We start from the raw sequence: 15,592 nt of genomic DNA, 5'->3' as shown, positions 1-15,592 counted from the left end.
CTCTGCTGAACTCACCACGTCACCGGTCACCGCGCACCTGCCCCTCCGATGCCGGCCGCTGGCCGCCCGACGCGGTGGGATTCGCCGGCACCGTCGGCCCGGCCGGATCGGACGCGACAGCCAGATCGTCCGGGTCGACCGGGTCGACCGGATCAGTGGGCATCGGGCGCGGACCGCGCGCCGGGCCGCGACTGAGCGACTCGTCGTACCGGCTCAGGTCCCGGCCGACGCTCGACGCCAACTGCCATGGGACGCTGGTCACCATCACCCCCGGTTCGAACAGCAGCCGGCCCTTGAGCCGCAGCGCGCTCTGGTTGTGCAGCAGGTTCTCCCACCAGTGGCCGACCACGTACTCGGGGATGAACACGGTGACCACGTCGCGCGGTGCGTCGCGACGCACCGACTTGACGTAGTCGATGATCGGCCGGGTGATCTCCCGGTACGGCGAGTCGACCACGGTCAGCGGCACCGGCAGCTCACGGCGGTCCCACTCGGCCTGCACCGCGCGGGTGTCCGCGTCGTCGACCCGTACGGTGAGCGCGGCCAGCGAGTCCGGGCGGGTGGCCTGGGCGTACGCGACCGCCCGCAGCGTCGGCAGGTGGACCTTGCTGACCAGCACCACGGCGTGGTTGCGGGCGGGCAGCACCGGCCGACCCTCGGCCGGGGTGAGTTCCCGGGCCACCGTGTCGTAGTGCCGGCGGATGCCCAGCATCAGCGCGTACACGCCGGCCATCGCGGCGATCGCGATCCACGCGCCGAGGGCGAACTTGGTGACCAGCACGACGACCAGGACGGCGCCGGTCAGCGTCATGCCGAACCCGTTGATCGCCCGCGCCCGGTGCATCCGACGACGTACCGCCGGGTCCCGCTCGGTACGCAGTCGCCGGTTCCAGTGCCGCAGCATGCCGGCCTGGGACAGGGTGAACGAGACGAACACTCCGACGATGTAGAGCTGAATCAGCCGGGTCACCTCGGCCTGAAGCACCACGGTCAGCACGATCGCGAAGCCGGCGAGGAACAGGATGCCGTTGCTGAACGCCAGCCGGTCGCCCCGGGTGTGCAGCTGGCGGGGCAGGTACCGGTCCTGGGCGAGGATCGAGCCGAGCACCGGGAATCCGCTGAACGCGGTGTTCGCGGCGAGGAACAGGATCAGCGCGGTCACCCCGGCGGCGACGAAGAGCAGCACACCGGAGCCGAAGACGGTCTCGGCCAGCTGGGCCACCACCGTCTTCTGCACGTAGCCGTCCGGGCCGGACTCGATCTGCAGCGCCGGGTTCTCCACGAACTGCAGCCCGGTGAGCTGGGCCAGCCAGATGATCCCGGCGATCATGGCCACCGACAGCGCGCCGAGCAGCACCAGGGTGGTGGCCGCGTTGCGGCTCTTCGGTGGGCGAAACGCCGGCACGCCGTTGGAGATCGCCTCCACCCCGGTCAACGCCGCGCAGCCCGACGAGAAGGCCCGCAGCAGCAGGAACGCCATCGCGAAGCCGGTCAGGTCGACCCACTCGGCGGCGATGACCAGGTCCGCGCTGGGCGCGCGCAGGTCGTGTCCGAGGATGAAGATCCGGATCAGGCCGGTGGCGATCACCGCGGTGATCACGATGACGAAGCCGTACGTCGGTACGGCGAACATCCGCCCGGATTCCCGCACCCCGCGCAGGTTGAGGGCGGTGAGCGCCACGATGGCCGCCACCGCCACCGGCACCTTGTGCTCGGCCACGAACGGCAACACCGAGCCGAGGTTGGCCACCCCGGAGGCGACCGAGACGGCGACAGTGAGTACGTAGTCGATCAGCAGGGCGCTGGCCACCCCGACGCCGAACCGAGGACCGAGGTTGACGCTGGCCACCTCGTAGTCGCCGCCGCCCGACGGGTAGGCGTGCACGTTCTGCCGGTAGCTGGCGACCACGGTGACCATCACCACCGCCACCGCCAGAGTGACCCACGGCGAGTAGACGAACGCGGCCGCCCCGGCGATGGACAGGGTCAGCAGGATCTCGTCCGGCGCGTACGCCACCGAGGAGAGCGCGTCGGACGAGAAGACCGGCAGCGCCACCCGCTTGGGCAGCAGGGTGTGCTGGAGCCGGTCGGACCGGAACGGCCGGCCCAGCAGCAGCCGTTTGATCAGGGAGGTCGGACTGGCCACAAGCGCTAAGGGTACGGCCGTCCGGCTCCCGACGAATCCGGGTGGCTGATCACGCGGCCGGCCCGCCGGCACGGTACGGTCGGCGCGTCATCCGGCCGCCGCGTGGCAGGCTGGCAGGTGAGCGTGGCGACCGTACCGGCACGCGTCCGACGGATCGCCCAGCGGGAGGGCTCAGGTGCACGTGGTGATCATGGGTTGCGGCCGGGTCGGCTCGACCCTGGCACACAACCTGGAGGACCGCGGCCACTCGGTCGCGGTGATCGACAAGGACGCCAACGCGTTCCGTCGGCTGCCCAACGACTTCGCCGGCACCCGGGTCACCGGCTCCGGCTACGACCGCGACGTGCTGCAGTCCGCCGGGATCGAGCAGGCCGACGCGTTCGCGGCGGTCTCCAGCGGCGACAACTCCAACATCATCTCGGCCCGGCTGGCCCGCGAGACGTTCGGCGTGTCCCGGGTCGCCGCCCGCATCTACGACCAGCGGCGGGCCGAGGTCTACGAACGGCTCGGCATCCCGACGGTGGCGACCGTACGGTGGACCGCCGACCGGATGCTGCGGCACCTGGTACCCGAAGGACACGTGGAGATCTTCCGGGACCCGACCAGCACGGTGTCGATCGTCGAGGTGCCGCTGCACCGGGAGTGGATCGGGCGGCCGCTGCAGGCGCTGGAGCGGGCGGCCGGCACCCGGGCGGCGTACCTGATGCGGTTCGGAATCGGCACGCTGCCGACCCCGTCCACCGTGCTGCAGGAGGGTGACCAGGTCTTCATGCTGGTCACCGACGACATCGCCGACGCCGTCACGTTGACCGCCAGCAGCCTGCCGGAAGGAGCACGGTGATGCGGGTGGCCATCGCGGGTGCCGGCAACGTCGGCCGGTCCATCGCCCAGGAGTTGATCGGCAACGGCCATCAGGTGACCCTCGTCGAACGTAATCCCGCACTGTTCCTGCCGGACCGGGTGCCGGAGGCCGACTGGGTGTTGGCCGACGCGTGCGAGGTGGCCAGCTTGGAGGACGTCGAGCTGAGCACGTACGACGTGGTCGTCGCGGCCACCGGCGACGACAAGGTGAACCTGGTGGTCTCGCTGCTGGCCAAGACGGAGTTCAGCGTCCCCCGGGTGGTGGCACGGGTGAACCGGGCCGAGAACGAATGGCTGTTCACCGAGCAGTGGGGCGTCGACGTGGCGGTCAGCAAGCCACGGGTGATGGCGGCGCTGGTCGAGGAGGCGGTGACGGTTGGCGACCTGGTTCGGCTGATGACCTTCCGACAGGGTGAGGCGAACCTGGTGGAGATCACCCTGCCGACCGACGCCCCGTACGTCGGACATGCCGTCCGCACCGTGCCGCTGCCCCGCGACTCCGCCCTGGTGGCGATCGTCCGTGGCAAGCGGGTACTGACCCCCGGCCCGGACGACCCGCTCGAACCCGGTGACGAACTCGTCTTCGTCTGCACCGCTGAGGTGGAGGACGACGTCCGGGCGGTGGTCCTCGGGGCGGACAGCGTGGCCCGCACCCGGCGCGGCGAGCAGCCGCCAGCGCCGGTCCGCGACGAGCAACCCCCACCGCAGGACTGAACCCCGGCCAGCCAGCGGACGGGCGGCCGTCAGTTCGAGGCGGCCAGCACCGGTCCGGAGTCGTGGCGCTCACGGTTGACCCGACGGACCACCCAGATGGTGATCGCCAGCAGCACCGCGTACGGCGGATAGCCGAGCAGCAGCCGGGAGACGCCCAGCGCGGTCTCCATCGACGCGACGTAGAAGCCGGCCTGTACACCGACTTTGAGCAGCCAGACGACGCCCCAGAGCACGGTCAGCCGGTTGAAGGTGCGGATCAGCACGGGGTCGGCGCGCCACTCGGCGCGGCCACCTGCCGCGAGCACCGACCAGATCCAGCCGACCAGCGGTTGGCGGATCACCACCGAGCCGAGCAGAGCCAGTCCGTAGCCGATGCCGTACAGGATGCCGGGCAGGTAGAAGTCGCGTTCCTCGCCGGTCCGCCAGGCGAGCAGGGCACCGATGCCGATGCCGAACAGCCCGTTGACCGCGTGCCGGATCGGACGGCGCTGCAGCAGCCGGACCACCGCGATACCGACCGCGACACTCACCGCGGCGATCAGCGCCACCGACAGGTCCCAGATGACGTTGCAGACCACGAAGACGGCGATCGGCACGCTCGACTCGACGAGCCCACGCCAGCCGCCGAGCTGCTCGGCCATCTGCTCGGTGATGCTCGGCAGGCGTTCCTCGTCGTCATTGCCGGCTGCCGGGGGGTGCTGTCCAGAGGTCATTGGCACCGCCTTCCTTCGTTGGTGGCGGCGCCGGACGTGACCGGCCGGCTCACCGGGGGGATTCCAACTCGTAGTGCGGGTTGTAAATCACCTTACGGTCGTCGCGAACCGCGACCCGACCGCGGGCGGTGAGCTGGCGGCCTGGTTCGATACCGGCGATCCGTCGCCGGCCCAGCCAGACCAGGGTGACGACGTCGCTACCATCGTAGAGGTCGGCCTCCAGGCTCGGCAGGTTGGTCCGAGGGCAGTAGACCACGGTACGGAGCCGACCGGAGACCGAGACAACCTCGCCGCGGTGGCACTGCCCGGCGGGGGTAGCTCCGCACTCGGCGCTCTCCCGCTGTAGCTGTTCGGCGTCCAGCTCGGCTTCGGTGGCGGCGAGCCGGCGCAGGAACCGGCGCAGCGACGGACGGCGTTCATCGATCGCCATGACCGTCTGCCTCTCCTCGACGTCGCCGGTGCGGCGCGGACCCACGTCGGGTGCGGACCGCCCCACCAGGGTACGCCGCGACCGGCACCGGCCAACTGACCGGTGCGCCCGGCCGATCGGTGGGCCCGGCCCGCCGGTGCCGCCACGGCGGGCGGCGGGGGCGGCGGCGCGCTACGGCGTGGCCGGCGGCGACTGCCGCGCCTGCTCGGCGAGCTCGCGGGGCAGTCGCAGCGGCAACGGTTCGCGTACCGGCTTGGCCTCCTGGCCGCGGTTGACGACCAGACCGTGCAGCACCTCGGTCAGCGTCGCGGCGGCCGCCGGGTCGACGGCGGCCGGGCCCTGGAACAGCGCCCGTACCATCCAGCGTGGTCCGTCGATGCCAACGAACCGCAAATCAGTGCCGCCGTCGGGGGTACGCACCTGGGCCAGCAGCTCAGGTCCGTACTCGCCGACGGCCTCCCGGACAGTCGCCCCGTCGCGGCGCAGCGATTCGGTGATCTCGACGCGCACCTCGTCCCAGATGCCCTCGGTACGCGGTGCGGCGAAGACCCCGAGCTGCAGGGCGCTGCCCCGGTTGGCGAGGACCACCTGCTGGATCGCCCCGTCCGGGTTGGCCTGGACCCGGACCTCGACCCCTTCGATCGCGGGGACCTGCAGGCTGCCCAGATCGAGCCGGCGGACGCCGGTCGGGGCCTCAGTCACGTCGTACGGGCCCTGCGTCGGGTTGCCGGGCGCCAGGTCGTCGGTCTCGGGACCGACGGGTCCGTCCTGGGCGTGCCGGCCGCGCCCGCGGCCGCGGGAGAAGACCACGATGCCAACCTTCCGTATGTGCTGTCGTCGGTCAGCGGGCTGCCGGTTCGGCCGGGGTCGGCTGGGCCACGACGGACAGGCCGGCATGGCCGCCGGTCGAGCCGTGCCCGGCGGAACCTCGCGCCGAGTCGGGCAACTCGTCAACGACAGAGAACTCTGCTGTTTCGACGCGTTGTATCACAAGTTGCGCTATCCGGTCACCTCGACAGATCCGTGCCGGCCGGGAGAGATCGTGGTTGATCAGGTTCACCAGGATCTCACCGCGGTAGCCCGCGTCGACCGTACCGGGGGCGTTCAGCACGGTGACGCCCAGCCGCGCGGCGAGGCCGGAGCGAGGGTGGACCAGCCCGACATACCCGGCCGGCAACGCGACCGCCACCCCGGTACGCACCAGCGCCCGCGCGCCGGGCGCCAACTCGGCGTCCTCGGCGGCGTACAGATCGGCTCCGGCGTCGCCGGGATGGGCGTAGCCCGGCACCGGCAGACCCGGATCGAGTCGGCGTACCGCCACCCGCACCGTGTCAGACATGAACCCCCACCCTCTCCGCCGCCACCACCGACCGGGACGACTCCTGCGGACCACAGGCCGCCGAACACACCCCGCTGCCGGGCCCGTACCCTCGGATGACGTGGCATCCGCTTCCGCCGAACCCGACACACCGTACCGGGCCGTCGTGCACTACCGGGAGCGACTCCGCCTGCCGTGGTGGCTCTGGGTGGGCGGGTCGACGCTCGCCGCCTTCCTGGCGGCCGAGATCTGGATGGGTACCTCCGGGGTCCGGGCCTGGCTGCCGTTCAGCGTGCTGCTGCCGTCGACCGTCGCCGGTTTGTGGTGGCTGGGGCGAATCCCGATCCGGGTCACCTCGGACGAGCTCCAGGTCGACGACGCCCGACTTCCCCTGCGGTACGTGGCCGAGGTCGTCGCCCTGGACGGGGATGGGCGCCGGGAACTGCTCGGAGTAGGCGCCGACCCGCTGGCGTTCGTCATCCAACGGCCGTGGATCGCCGGCGCCGTACAGGTCGTGCTGAACGATCCGGCGGACCCCACGCCGTACTGGGTGGTGAGCACCCGGGATCCGGTCCGGTTGGCCGACGAGATCCGCGCCGCCCGGCAGAGCCAGGCAGCCGACGCGACCGGAGACCGCCCGACGGCTGGCGGCGCCACCGGCGAGCCGCCGGCACGCTGAGGCCGGATCATTCGGGCTGTGGGCGCACCCCCCCGATCGCCGGTGGAGCCGGCGGATGCATCAGACCGAGCGCCCGCCGCTGGCTACGCAGGTCGGCGCGGACGCGGTCGGCGAGTGCCCGGGTCGCCCGACGGTTGAGGTAGCTGGCCACCGCCGCGCCGGTCAGGAACGGCCCGAGGGTGGTGAGGTTGCGGCCGAACCGGCGAAGCAGCAGCTCACCCAGCTCGCGACGGGCCGCGGTGCCGAGCACCGCGCCCACTCCGACACCGGGCACCATCGGGTTGACGCCCCGTTGGTTGGCCCAGGCGTGGATCATGTTGACGGCGCGCTCCGCGCCGACGCCGGGCACCGGTACGCCGTACACCTGGTGCAGCTCGCCGACCAGTTTGAGCTCCACGGCCACGACGGCGACAGTCTCGGCCGCCAGCAGTACCGGCGCGGACAGCAGGGTCGGGGTGACGGTCCACTGGACCGCCGAGACACCGCCACCCGCCGCGCCGATCCCGGCGCTGACCCGGCTGGCGTTGCGGATCAACCGCTCGGCCAGCTCCTCGTCGTCGAGGTCCGGATGGTGCCGGCGCAACGTGGCCAGGTCGCGGACCGGAAGGTACGGGGCGACGTCGGCCACCGCCTGGACCAGCCACCGGCCCGCCGCCGCCGGCTTGAACAGCTCAGTCACGCCGCGCCGACGCAGTTGTTCCACGAGCCGTCCGAGCAGGCGTCGCCGGTCGACCGGCGGAGTCGCGTCCCCGGTCAGTTCCGCCACTGTGGCGGCGAGCCGGTCGGTCCCGGCCCGGTCGCCGTCCGGCGCGGAACGGTCAGGATCGGTCATGCTGCCTCCAGAGCCGACGGCCGGACGCGGTCACGGCGACTGCGGCGACCTCGTGTCGAGGTCGCCGCGTGTCCCCCTCTTCCCCCCGTTTGCCGTCAGGTGCACTCGCGACAGATCAGCTCGTTGTTGCGCTCGACGGCGAGTTGGCTGCGGTGGTGGACCAGGAAGCAGCGCGCGCAGCGGAACTCGTCCGACTGCATCGGCAGCACCTTCACCGTCAGTTCCTCGTCCGCCAGGTCGGCACCGGGCAGCTCGAAGCTCTCGGCCACCTCGGCTTCGTCCACATCGACGGCGCCCGACTGTGAGTCGACGCGCCGTGCCTTGAGCTCCTCCAGGCTGTCCTCGCCGAGGTCGACCTCGTCGCGACGCGGAGCGTCGTAGTCGGTGGCCATCGGTTCACTCTCCCGTATCGTTCAGTCGCTTCCGGTGATAACGCCGGACGACGGTATTTCGGTTCCCATGCGAGCCTTGGTGGGACCACGTCCCGGCGAAACGTCCCGTTTTGCGCCGTTTTGCGGTTGCCGCAGGAAACTCCCCCCGCGAGCGCGGTACCTTACCCCTCTCTGGCCGACGCATGTATACCGCCCTTGTGGGACTGATGTACGCCCAGACACCGGAAGTTGTTCCCAGTGTGACTCAGGCGACACGAAGATAGGGGTACCCGCCGGCCGATCGGCGCCGGCACGCCGGCCGGACGGCGAGCTGTTTACCGTGCCGTCCGGACAACCGCTAACCTCGGCGGGCATACTCGGTACTCGCCAGTGCGGCGGGCCGACACCCGGCACCGTCACACCTCGCAGGGGGCCAGATCCATGAGCTTTGCGCGCGTACGAGCGCTCGTCGTCATCGGCGGACTTGTCGTGTTCGCCCTGGTCTTCGTCATCGTCGCGATGGTCCGCGACAGCCAGGGTGGCGAGGCTACCGCGACCACCTGCCCGGACGGCTGGGCCCTGGCCGACGTCCAGCTACGGGAGGCCAAGGACGTCCGACTCAATGTCTACAATGCGACCGACACCAGCGGGCTCGCCACCAACATCGCCGACGATCTGAGCAACCGCAACTTCCAGATCGAGGAGGCGGCCAACGACCCGGAGGGCCGGCGGATCGACGACGTGGCCGTTCTGCGGTACGGCCCCGAGGCGGTCGGCTCCGCCCACCTGATGCGCGCGTACTTCCTCGACCAGGCCAGGACCGAGTACGACCCGGCCCGCGAGGACGACATCGTGGACGTGGTCATCGGCAACGCGTTCCGGCAACTGGCGACCACCACCGAGGTGAACCAGTCACTGGCGGCACTGGGCAAGCCGGTGCTGCCGCCGCAGACCTGCGCCGCGCCCGAGGACTGACCGCCCGGCCCTCACGGCCCGCCGGCGGCGTCCAGCCGGATCAGGTGCCCCTGCAGCGCCGGGAACAGCACCGGTGGGGCGGCCACCACCATCTGTGGGCCGACCGGAGCCCCGGCCAGTCCAGCGACCAGCAGACCCGCCTCCGCCGCCACCAGACCCCCCGCCGCGTGGTCCCAGAGGTTGAGCCCCTTTTCGAAGTACGCGTCGACCTGGCCCTCGGCGGCCAGGCACAGGTCGATCGCCGCCGCGCCGAACCGGCGGATGTCCCGCACGTGCGGTATCAGGCCGACGAGCACCTGCGCCTGGTGTACCCGACGCGCCGAGTCGTAGCCGAATCCGGTGGCGACCAGCGCCTGAGCCAACTCCGACTGATCGGAGCCGGTCAGCCGCCGCCCGTCGCGGTAGGCACCGCCGCCCCGCACGGCGGTCCACTCGGCCCCGGTGGCGGCGTTGTGGACCACTCCGGCGACCACTTCGCCGTCCACCTCAGCGGCGAGCGACACGGCGTAGTTCGGTAGCCCGTACAGGTAGTTCACCGTGCCGTCGATCGGGTCGAGGATCCACCGCACCCGCCCCCCGGCCGGAGCGGAGTCTCCGTACTCCTCGCCCAGCACGGAGTCGGTCGGGCGCCGCTCGCGCAGCGCCGCGACGGCCTGCCGTTCGACCGCCCGGTCCGCGGCGGTGACCACGTCGGTCGCGGTGCTCTTGGTGGCCAGCCCGGATACCCCGGCCCGGCGCATCTCGGCCGCGGTACGCGCCGCCGCCCGCGCGACGTCGACCGCGATCTCCAACAGGTGGTCCGGTTCGGGTGTCCGCTCCGCCATCGTCTCCCCTCCTCCGCCGTACGCCCGGTCGCCGACCCCGCTGACGGACCCGCGAAGGGCCAGCCGGGGACCGGGTGGCCGCCTCGGCCGGGTGGTCAGCGACAATCACCCGTACGGCAGGGGTAACATCCTGTCAAAGTCCACGTTCGTTCCATGTCGGTGGCCCCCGACCGGCGGCTGGCTCGCGCGTGGCGGGATGATCCCCACAAACGGCGTTACAATTCACGCCTGCCCTCGTGTCACGGTCAGCCGGTCCGGCCGGTGGAGCGGTCGCGGGGGGGACACAATCACAACCGGCACGTCGCTCCGCGCTGCGGTGGCCGGTCCGGCCGTGCTCGTTCATCGCCTCCGGAAGGTCATTCGTGACAGAACTCCGCCACACCGGCGCCGACGTACGCTCGCTAACCGACACCCTGATCGCCCATGCCGAACAGGCCGGTGGTCAGCTAACGTCGGCCGAGGTCGCACGGACGGTTGAGTCCGCCGAAGTGACTCCGGCCCAAGCCAAGAAGATTCTCCGCGCGCTCGCCGACGCCGGCGTCACGGTCGTGGTGGACGGCTCGGCCAGCACTCGGCGCCGGGTCGCCGCGGCCCGGTCCGCCACCCCGGCGTCCAAGGCCACCACGGCCAAGACCACCCGTCGGGCCCCGACCGCCCCGAAACAGGCGCCGGGTCCCGACGAGCCGGCCCCGGCCGTGGCCGTACCGGCGAAGAAGGCCACCACCCGCAAGGCCACCACGGCTGCGGTGCCGGCCGCGGCGCAGAACGGCACCCCGGCCGAGGAGCCGGCCGCCAAGCCAGCCGCGAAGCCCGCGCCGAAGGGCACCCGGACCCGGGCCGCCAAGGCAGCCGGTGGTGCCGCCCCGGCCAAGGCCGCCGGTGCCACGCCGGCCGGCAAGGCCCCGGCCAAGGCGGGCAAGGCCACCGCAAAGGACGGCAGCAAACCGGACACGCCGGACGAGGAGATCGATCCGGAGACACTGGCGGCAGAGATCGAGGACGTCGTGGTGGAGGAGCCGGCCGAGCTCGCCCAGGCTGCCGAGGCCGACGCCACCCGGGACAACGACTTCGAGTGGGACGACGAGGAGTCCGAGGCGCTCAAGCAGGCCCGCCGGGACGCCGAGCTGACCGCCTCGGCCGACTCGGTCCGGGCGTACCTGAAGCAGATCGGCAAGGTGCCGCTGCTCAACGCCGAGCAGGAAGTCGAGCTGGCCAAGCGGATCGAGGCCGGGCTGTACGCGGCGGAGCGGCTGCGGGCCGCCGACGAGAGCGACCAGAAGATGCCCACCCAGCTGACCCGGGACCTGGGCTGGATCTCCCGGGACGGGGAGCGGGCCAAGAACCACCTGCTGGAGGCGAACCTGCGGCTGGTGGTCTCGCTGGCCAAGCGGTACACCGGTCGGGGGATGGCCTTCCTCGACCTGATCCAGGAGGGCAACCTCGGCCTGATCCGGGCCGTCGAGAAGTTCGACTACACCAAGGGCTACAAGTTCTCCACCTACGCCACCTGGTGGATCCGCCAGGCCATCACCCGTGCCATGGCCGACCAGGCCCGCACCATCCGCATCCCGGTGCACATGGTCGAGGTGATCAACAAGCTGGGTCGTATCCAACGCGAGCTGCTGCAGGACCTGGGCCGTGAGCCCACGCCGGAGGAGCTGGCCAAGGAGATGGACATCACACCGGAGAAGGTGCTGGAGATTCAGCAGTACGCCCGGGAGCCCATCTCGCTGGACCAGACCATCGGCGACGAGGGCGACAGCCAGCTCGGTGACTTCATCGAGGACTCCGAAGCCGTGGTGGCGGTGGACGCGGTCTCCTTCTCGTTGCTGCAGGACCAGCTGCAGCAGGTGCTGCAGACCCTGTCGGAACGCGAGGCCGGGGTGGTCAGGTTGCGGTTCGGTCTCACCGACGGGCAGCCGCGGACGCTGGACGAGATCGGACAGGTCTACGGGGTCACCCGGGAACGGATCCGCCAGATCGAGTCCAAGACGATGTCCAAGTTGCGACACCCGTCACGTTCACAGGTGCTCCGGGACTACTTGGACTGACCGATTCAGGACAACCCAATGTGTAACTTTGGTCACTTGGTGTCTATCAAGCCCAGGTCATCACGACGTTACCCGGCGGTGATCGTTGACGTGGCACCCTTGGTTCACGGCACACTGTGCCTACCAGGTGTGAGCCCGGTCCCCCGGGGGCACATCGGGAAGGCGGGGACCCCCGCCGGTGTTGGACGATGGGTGACAGACCGAAGAGTGTGTTCATCGGTGACGACCAGAGGAGGAAGGCGATGACCCCGACTCTCACGCCTCCGGAGACGGTGGATGCCCTAGGCGCCGATGAACGGTGCGACCGGTGCAACGCGGCCGGCAAACTACGGGTGACCCTGGCGGGCGGCAGCGAGTTGGTGTTCTGCGGACACCACGCCAACAAGTACGCCGACGATCTCGTCAAGATCGCGGTGCAGTTCAAGGCCGACCCTGAGTTCACTTGGCGTGGCGCCGATCTGATGGCCAACTGACACGACGAGACCACCTGGACAGCGACGACGGCTGGGCCCCACCGGATGGTGGGGCCCAGCCCTTTTCGACCGCGCCCAGCTGCTTATTCAACCAAGTTGTTGCGAAGCTGCCTGGGATCAGCATAACCTCTTGTTCAACCAAAAGGTTGAACAAGAGGGAGGTGCCGGTGAGCGAGGACCGGTTGTCACTGGTGTTCGCGGCGCTGGCCGATCCGACCCGCCGGGACATCGTCACCCGGCTGACCGACGGCGACGCCACCGTCAACCAACTGGCCGCGCCCTACGACATCTCCGTGCAGGCGGTCTCCCGGCACATCAAGGTGCTTGAGGACGCCGGCCTGGTCAGTCGCAGCCAGGACGCCCAGCGGCGGCCCTGCCACCTGGAAGCCGAGGTCTTCGACCTGGTGTCCCGGTGGCTCGACCGGTACCGCCAACGCGCGGAGGAGCGGTTCAGCCGGCTGGACGCCGTACTGGCCGCGCTGGACGACGACCAGCCGACCACCGACCGGCACAGCACCCACGGGATCGACCCCGAACAGCAAGGAGCAGCGTGAGAGCCACGACCACAACCGACGACCCGACCGCCCGTACCCGCATCGAGGCGCACCCCGACCTGCCCTGGATCCGGATCATCCGCGACTTCGCCGCGCCCCGGGCCCGGGTGTTCCGCGCCTGGATCGACCCCGACCTGGTCACCCAGTGGCTCGGCCCGAAGGACCTGGAACTGCGGATCGAACACTGGGACGGCCGCACCGGCGGCAGCTACCGCTACACGAACTGGCGCGACGGCGAACAGATCGCCGGATTCTACGGCTCCTTCCACGAGGTACGCCCCGACGACCGGCTGGTGCAGACCTTCACCTACGACGGGGTGCCCGACGGGGTCAGCCTGGACACCGCCACCTTCGAGGACCTGCCGCACGGCGGCACCCGGGTCACCGTACTGTCGCTGGTCGAGAACCTGGTCGCCCGCGACCAGATGCTGGCCAGCGGGATGGAGCACGGCGTCCGCGAGGGGTACGAGAAGCTCGATCACCTGCTGCTGACCGGCTGACCGGCACCTGCCCGGTCACAGCGTCTGCACCATCGCGATCCGCTCCTCCAGCTGCTCGATGGTGGCCTGCGCGCTCGGCGGACCGCCGCACCGCCGCCGCAACTCGGCGTGGATCTTGCCGTGCGGCAGCCCGGTGCGATGGTGGTGCGCGGCGACCAGGGCGTTCAGCTGACGGCGCAGGGTGATCCGCCGCTCCCCGGCGGTCGGTGGCCGTTCCGCCGGCCGGACGGCAGGTACCGGTTGCTCCGTCGACCGGGCCCGCCGCTGCGCCGCGACCTGCTCGGCCTGCCTACGGTTCAGCAGCACCGTGACCTGATCGGGGGTGAGCAGGCCGGGCAGGCCGAGGTACTCCTCCTCCTCGAGGGTGCCGGCCTGGGCCCCGGTGCCGAACGAGGCGCCGTCGAAGATCACCTGGTCCAGCTCGGCGGTGGCCGACAACGCCTCGAACCGCTTCTCCAACTCCCCGCTGGCCTGCTCGTTGCGCTGGGCACGCTCCAGCAGGTCGTCGTCGAAGCCCTCCCGTTTCTTGGCCGCCCCGATCACATGGTCCCGCTCGGCCTCCATCTCACTGGCCAGCCCGAGCAGGTGCGGGACGCTCGGCAGGAACACCGTCGCCGACTCCCCCGGCCGGCGGGCCCGGACGAACCGGCCGATCGCCTGGGCGAAGTACAGCGGCGTCGAGGCGCTGGTCGCGTACACGCCAACAGCCAGCCGGGGGATGTCCACCCCTTCGGAGACCATCCGGACCGCCACCATCCAGCGCTGCTCGGACCGGGCGAACGTGGCGATCCGGGCCGACGCGCCGGCGTCGTCGGAGAGCACCACCGCAGCCTTCTCCCCGGTCAGTCGCTCCAGCAGGCGGGCGTACGAGCGGGCCGCCGCCTGATCGCTGGCGATGACCAGACCACCGGCGTCGGACATGCCGCCGTCTCGCAGGAAGGTGAGCCGGGCGTCGGCCGCGCGCAGCACCGCCGGCATCCAGTCGCCAGCCGGATCCAGCGCGGTCCGCCAGGCCTGGGCGATGAGGTCCTGGGTCATCGGCTCGCCCAGCCGGGCGGCGAGTTCGTCCCCGGCGCTGGTCCGCCACCGGGTCTCCCCCGAATAGGCCAGGAACAGCACCGGCCGGACCACCCCGTCGCGTAGCGCGTCGGAGTAGCCGTAGATGCTGTCCGCCCGGGACCTCGGCAGGCCGTCGCCGCCCGCTTCGTAACGCACGAACGGGATCGGGTTGTCGTCCGAGCGGAACGGCGTACCGGTGAGCATCAGCCGGCGGACGGCCGGCTCGAACGCGGCCTTGACTCCGTCGCCCCAGGACCGGGAATCACCGGCGTGGTGAATCTCGTCGAGGATGACCAGCGTCCGCCGGGTCATCGTGCGCCGCCGATGCACCTGGGGAGCCATCCCGACCTGGGCATAGGTGACCACCGCGCCGTGAAAGTCGGCGGCCGAGTGCAGGTCGGCGTTGCGGAACGCGGCGTCGAGCTGAATGCCGACCCGGCCGGCCGCCGCCGCCCACTGGGTCTTCAGGTGCTCGGTCGGTGCGACCACGGTGACCGCATCGACGGTGCCGTCGGCCAGCAACTCGGCCGCGATCCGCAGCGCGAACGTGGTCTTACCGGCACCCGGCGTGGCGACGGCGAGGAAGTCCTCGCTGCGCCGGCGCAGATACTCCACCAGTGCCCGGCGCTGCCAACCGCGCAGCGCCGGGAACGTGTCGACCGTCGGCATGGTGGTCGGCACGCGAACCCCTTTCCCCCGTGATCGGGTCCGGACCAGCCGGCGATCACGGAACCGTCTACCCGCTCGTCCGGCGGCCGTGACCGGAAGTGCGGTCGACGGCCACGAAAAGGCCCTCGCGGCCGGTGGACGCGAAGGCCGATCGGAGTCCGGCTCAGCCGGTCATCGACTCGTAGATCTCCTTGCACCGGGGACAGACGGGTGATCCGGGTTTCGGCGTACGGGTCACCGGGAAGCGTTCGCCGCACAGTGCGATCACGAAGGTGCCCATGACGGCGCTCTCGGCGATCTTGTCCTTGCGGACGTAGTGGAACATCTCCGGGCCGTTGTCGGCGTCGGCATCCTTGACCTCGGGACGCTCAAGAACCTCGGTAGTCACGTCGTCTCCCACCTCCAGGCTGAGAGTTTGGCAGT

18 protein-coding genes are annotated in these 15,592 nt (G+C 71.0%); 8 read left to right on the top strand and 10 right to left on the bottom strand.

The window, feature by feature from the left end; translation table 11 throughout:
- Positions 1 to 19 precede the first annotated feature (19 nt).
- On the bottom strand, positions 20 to 2,146 hold the full coding sequence (locus O7621_RS16045; RefSeq protein ID WP_282230016.1) for an APC family permease: 2,127 nt from the start codon (positions 2,144 to 2,146) through the stop codon (positions 20 to 22).
- A 175-nt stretch (positions 2,147 to 2,321) separates the two neighbouring features.
- Here O7621_RS16045 and O7621_RS16040 point away from each other — a divergent pair, with 175 nt between their 5' ends.
- Together O7621_RS16040 and O7621_RS16035 are read left to right on the top strand one after the other, a co-directional pair.
- Positions 2,322 to 2,987, top strand: coding sequence for a TrkA family potassium uptake protein (locus tag O7621_RS16040; protein WP_278168158.1), 666 nt, complete (start codon positions 2,322 to 2,324; stop codon positions 2,985 to 2,987).
- Positions 2,987 to 3,721: a TrkA family potassium uptake protein gene (locus O7621_RS16035; RefSeq protein ID WP_282230015.1), complete on the top strand. Its 735-nt coding sequence runs from the start codon at positions 2,987 to 2,989 to the stop codon at positions 3,719 to 3,721. Before O7621_RS16040 ends, O7621_RS16035 begins: the two co-directional genes overlap by 1 nt.
- Before the next feature lie 29 nt (positions 3,722 to 3,750).
- On the opposite strand, the gene O7621_RS16030 is transcribed toward O7621_RS16035, so the two are convergent.
- From O7621_RS16030 to dut, 4 genes are all read right to left on the bottom strand, one after another.
- Positions 3,751 to 4,434 (bottom strand): DUF3159 domain-containing protein, encoded by a 684-nt coding sequence (locus O7621_RS16030; RefSeq protein WP_282230014.1) that lies wholly within the window; start codon positions 4,432 to 4,434, stop codon positions 3,751 to 3,753.
- A 49-nt stretch (positions 4,435 to 4,483) separates the two neighbouring features.
- A complete protein-coding gene (locus O7621_RS16025; protein ID WP_278168155.1) occupies positions 4,484 to 4,864 on the bottom strand; it encodes an OB-fold nucleic acid binding domain-containing protein in 381 nt (126 codons plus the stop codon).
- A 171-nt stretch (positions 4,865 to 5,035) separates the two neighbouring features.
- The gene (locus tag O7621_RS16020) at positions 5,036 to 5,674 is read right to left on the bottom strand and encodes a DUF3710 domain-containing protein (RefSeq protein WP_282230013.1); all 639 of its coding nucleotides are present in this window, start codon (positions 5,672 to 5,674) and stop codon (positions 5,036 to 5,038) included.
- A 31-nt stretch (positions 5,675 to 5,705) separates the two neighbouring features.
- Positions 5,706 to 6,203 carry a dUTP diphosphatase gene (gene dut, locus O7621_RS16015; protein WP_278168153.1) on the bottom strand — a complete coding sequence of 166 codons (498 nt, stop codon included), beginning with the start codon at positions 6,201 to 6,203 and terminating at the stop codon, positions 5,706 to 5,708.
- A 100-nt stretch (positions 6,204 to 6,303) separates the two neighbouring features.
- Here dut and O7621_RS16010 point away from each other — a divergent pair, with 100 nt between their 5' ends.
- The gene (locus tag O7621_RS16010; protein ID WP_282230012.1) at positions 6,304 to 6,861 is read left to right on the top strand and encodes a DUF3093 domain-containing protein; all 558 of its coding nucleotides are present in this window, start codon (positions 6,304 to 6,306) and stop codon (positions 6,859 to 6,861) included.
- 7 nt (positions 6,862 to 6,868) lie between these two features.
- On the opposite strand, the gene O7621_RS16005 is transcribed toward O7621_RS16010, so the two are convergent.
- Positions 6,869 to 7,693: a hypothetical protein gene (locus O7621_RS16005; RefSeq protein WP_282230011.1), complete on the bottom strand. Its 825-nt coding sequence runs from the start codon at positions 7,691 to 7,693 to the stop codon at positions 6,869 to 6,871.
- A gap of 95 nt (positions 7,694 to 7,788) precedes the next feature.
- Positions 7,789 to 8,085: a DUF4193 domain-containing protein gene (locus tag O7621_RS16000; RefSeq protein WP_123600728.1), complete on the bottom strand. Its 297-nt coding sequence runs from the start codon at positions 8,083 to 8,085 to the stop codon at positions 7,789 to 7,791.
- A 420-nt stretch (positions 8,086 to 8,505) separates the two neighbouring features.
- On the opposite strand from O7621_RS16000, the gene O7621_RS15995 reads away from it, so the two are divergent.
- Positions 8,506 to 9,039, top strand: a complete 534-nt coding sequence (locus tag O7621_RS15995) for a LytR C-terminal domain-containing protein (protein WP_123604460.1) — start codon at positions 8,506 to 8,508, stop codon at positions 9,037 to 9,039.
- Between the two features lie 11 nt (positions 9,040 to 9,050).
- Here the strand turns inward: O7621_RS15995 and O7621_RS15990 are convergent, their stop codons facing one another.
- Positions 9,051 to 9,863, bottom strand: coding sequence for an inositol monophosphatase family protein (locus tag O7621_RS15990; protein ID WP_282230010.1), 813 nt, complete (start codon positions 9,861 to 9,863; stop codon positions 9,051 to 9,053).
- A gap of 362 nt (positions 9,864 to 10,225) precedes the next feature.
- Here O7621_RS15990 and O7621_RS15985 point away from each other — a divergent pair, with 362 nt between their 5' ends.
- The 4 genes from O7621_RS15985 to O7621_RS15970 all read left to right on the top strand — a co-directional run bounded on the left by O7621_RS15985 (position 10,226) and on the right by O7621_RS15970 (position 13,441).
- On the top strand, positions 10,226 to 11,914 hold the full coding sequence (locus O7621_RS15985) for an RNA polymerase sigma factor (RefSeq protein ID WP_282230009.1): 1,689 nt from the start codon (positions 10,226 to 10,228) through the stop codon (positions 11,912 to 11,914).
- Between the two features lie 242 nt (positions 11,915 to 12,156).
- Positions 12,157 to 12,387 (top strand): hypothetical protein, encoded by a 231-nt coding sequence (locus O7621_RS15980; RefSeq protein ID WP_123604458.1) that lies wholly within the window; start codon positions 12,157 to 12,159, stop codon positions 12,385 to 12,387.
- Between the two features lie 167 nt (positions 12,388 to 12,554).
- Positions 12,555 to 12,941: a metalloregulator ArsR/SmtB family transcription factor gene (locus tag O7621_RS15975; RefSeq protein ID WP_282230008.1), complete on the top strand. Its 387-nt coding sequence runs from the start codon at positions 12,555 to 12,557 to the stop codon at positions 12,939 to 12,941.
- Positions 12,938 to 13,441: an SRPBCC family protein gene (locus tag O7621_RS15970; protein WP_282230007.1), complete on the top strand. Its 504-nt coding sequence runs from the start codon at positions 12,938 to 12,940 to the stop codon at positions 13,439 to 13,441. The genes O7621_RS15975 and O7621_RS15970 overlap by 4 nt, the downstream gene beginning before the upstream one ends.
- A 15-nt stretch (positions 13,442 to 13,456) precedes the next feature.
- Here the strand turns inward: O7621_RS15970 and O7621_RS15965 are convergent, their stop codons facing one another.
- Together O7621_RS15965 and O7621_RS15960 are read right to left on the bottom strand one after the other, a co-directional pair.
- Positions 13,457 to 15,169, bottom strand: coding sequence for a DEAD/DEAH box helicase family protein (locus tag O7621_RS15965; protein ID WP_282234613.1), 1,713 nt, complete (start codon positions 15,167 to 15,169; stop codon positions 13,457 to 13,459).
- A gap of 163 nt (positions 15,170 to 15,332) precedes the next feature.
- Positions 15,333 to 15,557 (bottom strand): DUF3039 domain-containing protein, encoded by a 225-nt coding sequence (locus tag O7621_RS15960; RefSeq protein ID WP_123600724.1) that lies wholly within the window; start codon positions 15,555 to 15,557, stop codon positions 15,333 to 15,335.
- Positions 15,558 to 15,592 lie beyond the last annotated feature (35 nt).

The organism is Solwaraspora sp. WMMD937, assembly GCF_029581175.1.
Lineage (GTDB): Bacteria > Actinomycetota > Actinomycetes > Mycobacteriales > Micromonosporaceae > Micromonospora_E.
Note: the sequence above shows the minus strand (reverse complement) of the source record. Positions and strands in the feature narration are given on the sequence as shown.

Bases quoted from the DNA above. Each gene is read 5' to 3' on its own strand.
- O7621_RS15965 (WP_282234613.1), bottom strand. From the start codon at position 15,169: ATGCCGACGGTCGACACGTTCCCGGCGCTGCGCGGTTGGCAGCGCCGG.
- O7621_RS16005 (WP_282230011.1), bottom strand. From the start codon at position 7,693: ATGACCGATCCTGACCGTTCCGCGCCGGACGGCGACCGGGCCGGGACC.
- O7621_RS16025 (WP_278168155.1), bottom strand. From the start codon at position 4,864: ATGGCGATCGATGAACGCCGTCCGTCGCTGCGCCGGTTCCTGCGCCGG.
- O7621_RS15980 (WP_123604458.1), top strand. From the start codon at position 12,157: ATGACCCCGACTCTCACGCCTCCGGAGACGGTGGATGCCCTAGGCGCC.
- O7621_RS16030 (WP_282230014.1), bottom strand. From the start codon at position 4,434: ATGACCTCTGGACAGCACCCCCCGGCAGCCGGCAATGACGACGAGGAA.
- O7621_RS15990 (WP_282230010.1), bottom strand. From the start codon at position 9,863: ATGGCGGAGCGGACACCCGAACCGGACCACCTGTTGGAGATCGCGGTC.
- O7621_RS15995 (WP_123604460.1), top strand. From the start codon at position 8,506: ATGAGCTTTGCGCGCGTACGAGCGCTCGTCGTCATCGGCGGACTTGTC.
- O7621_RS16000 (WP_123600728.1), bottom strand. From the start codon at position 8,085: ATGGCCACCGACTACGACGCTCCGCGTCGCGACGAGGTCGACCTCGGC.
- dut (WP_278168153.1), bottom strand. From the start codon at position 6,203: ATGTCTGACACGGTGCGGGTGGCGGTACGCCGACTCGATCCGGGTCTG.
- O7621_RS16035 (WP_282230015.1), top strand. From the start codon at position 2,987: ATGCGGGTGGCCATCGCGGGTGCCGGCAACGTCGGCCGGTCCATCGCC.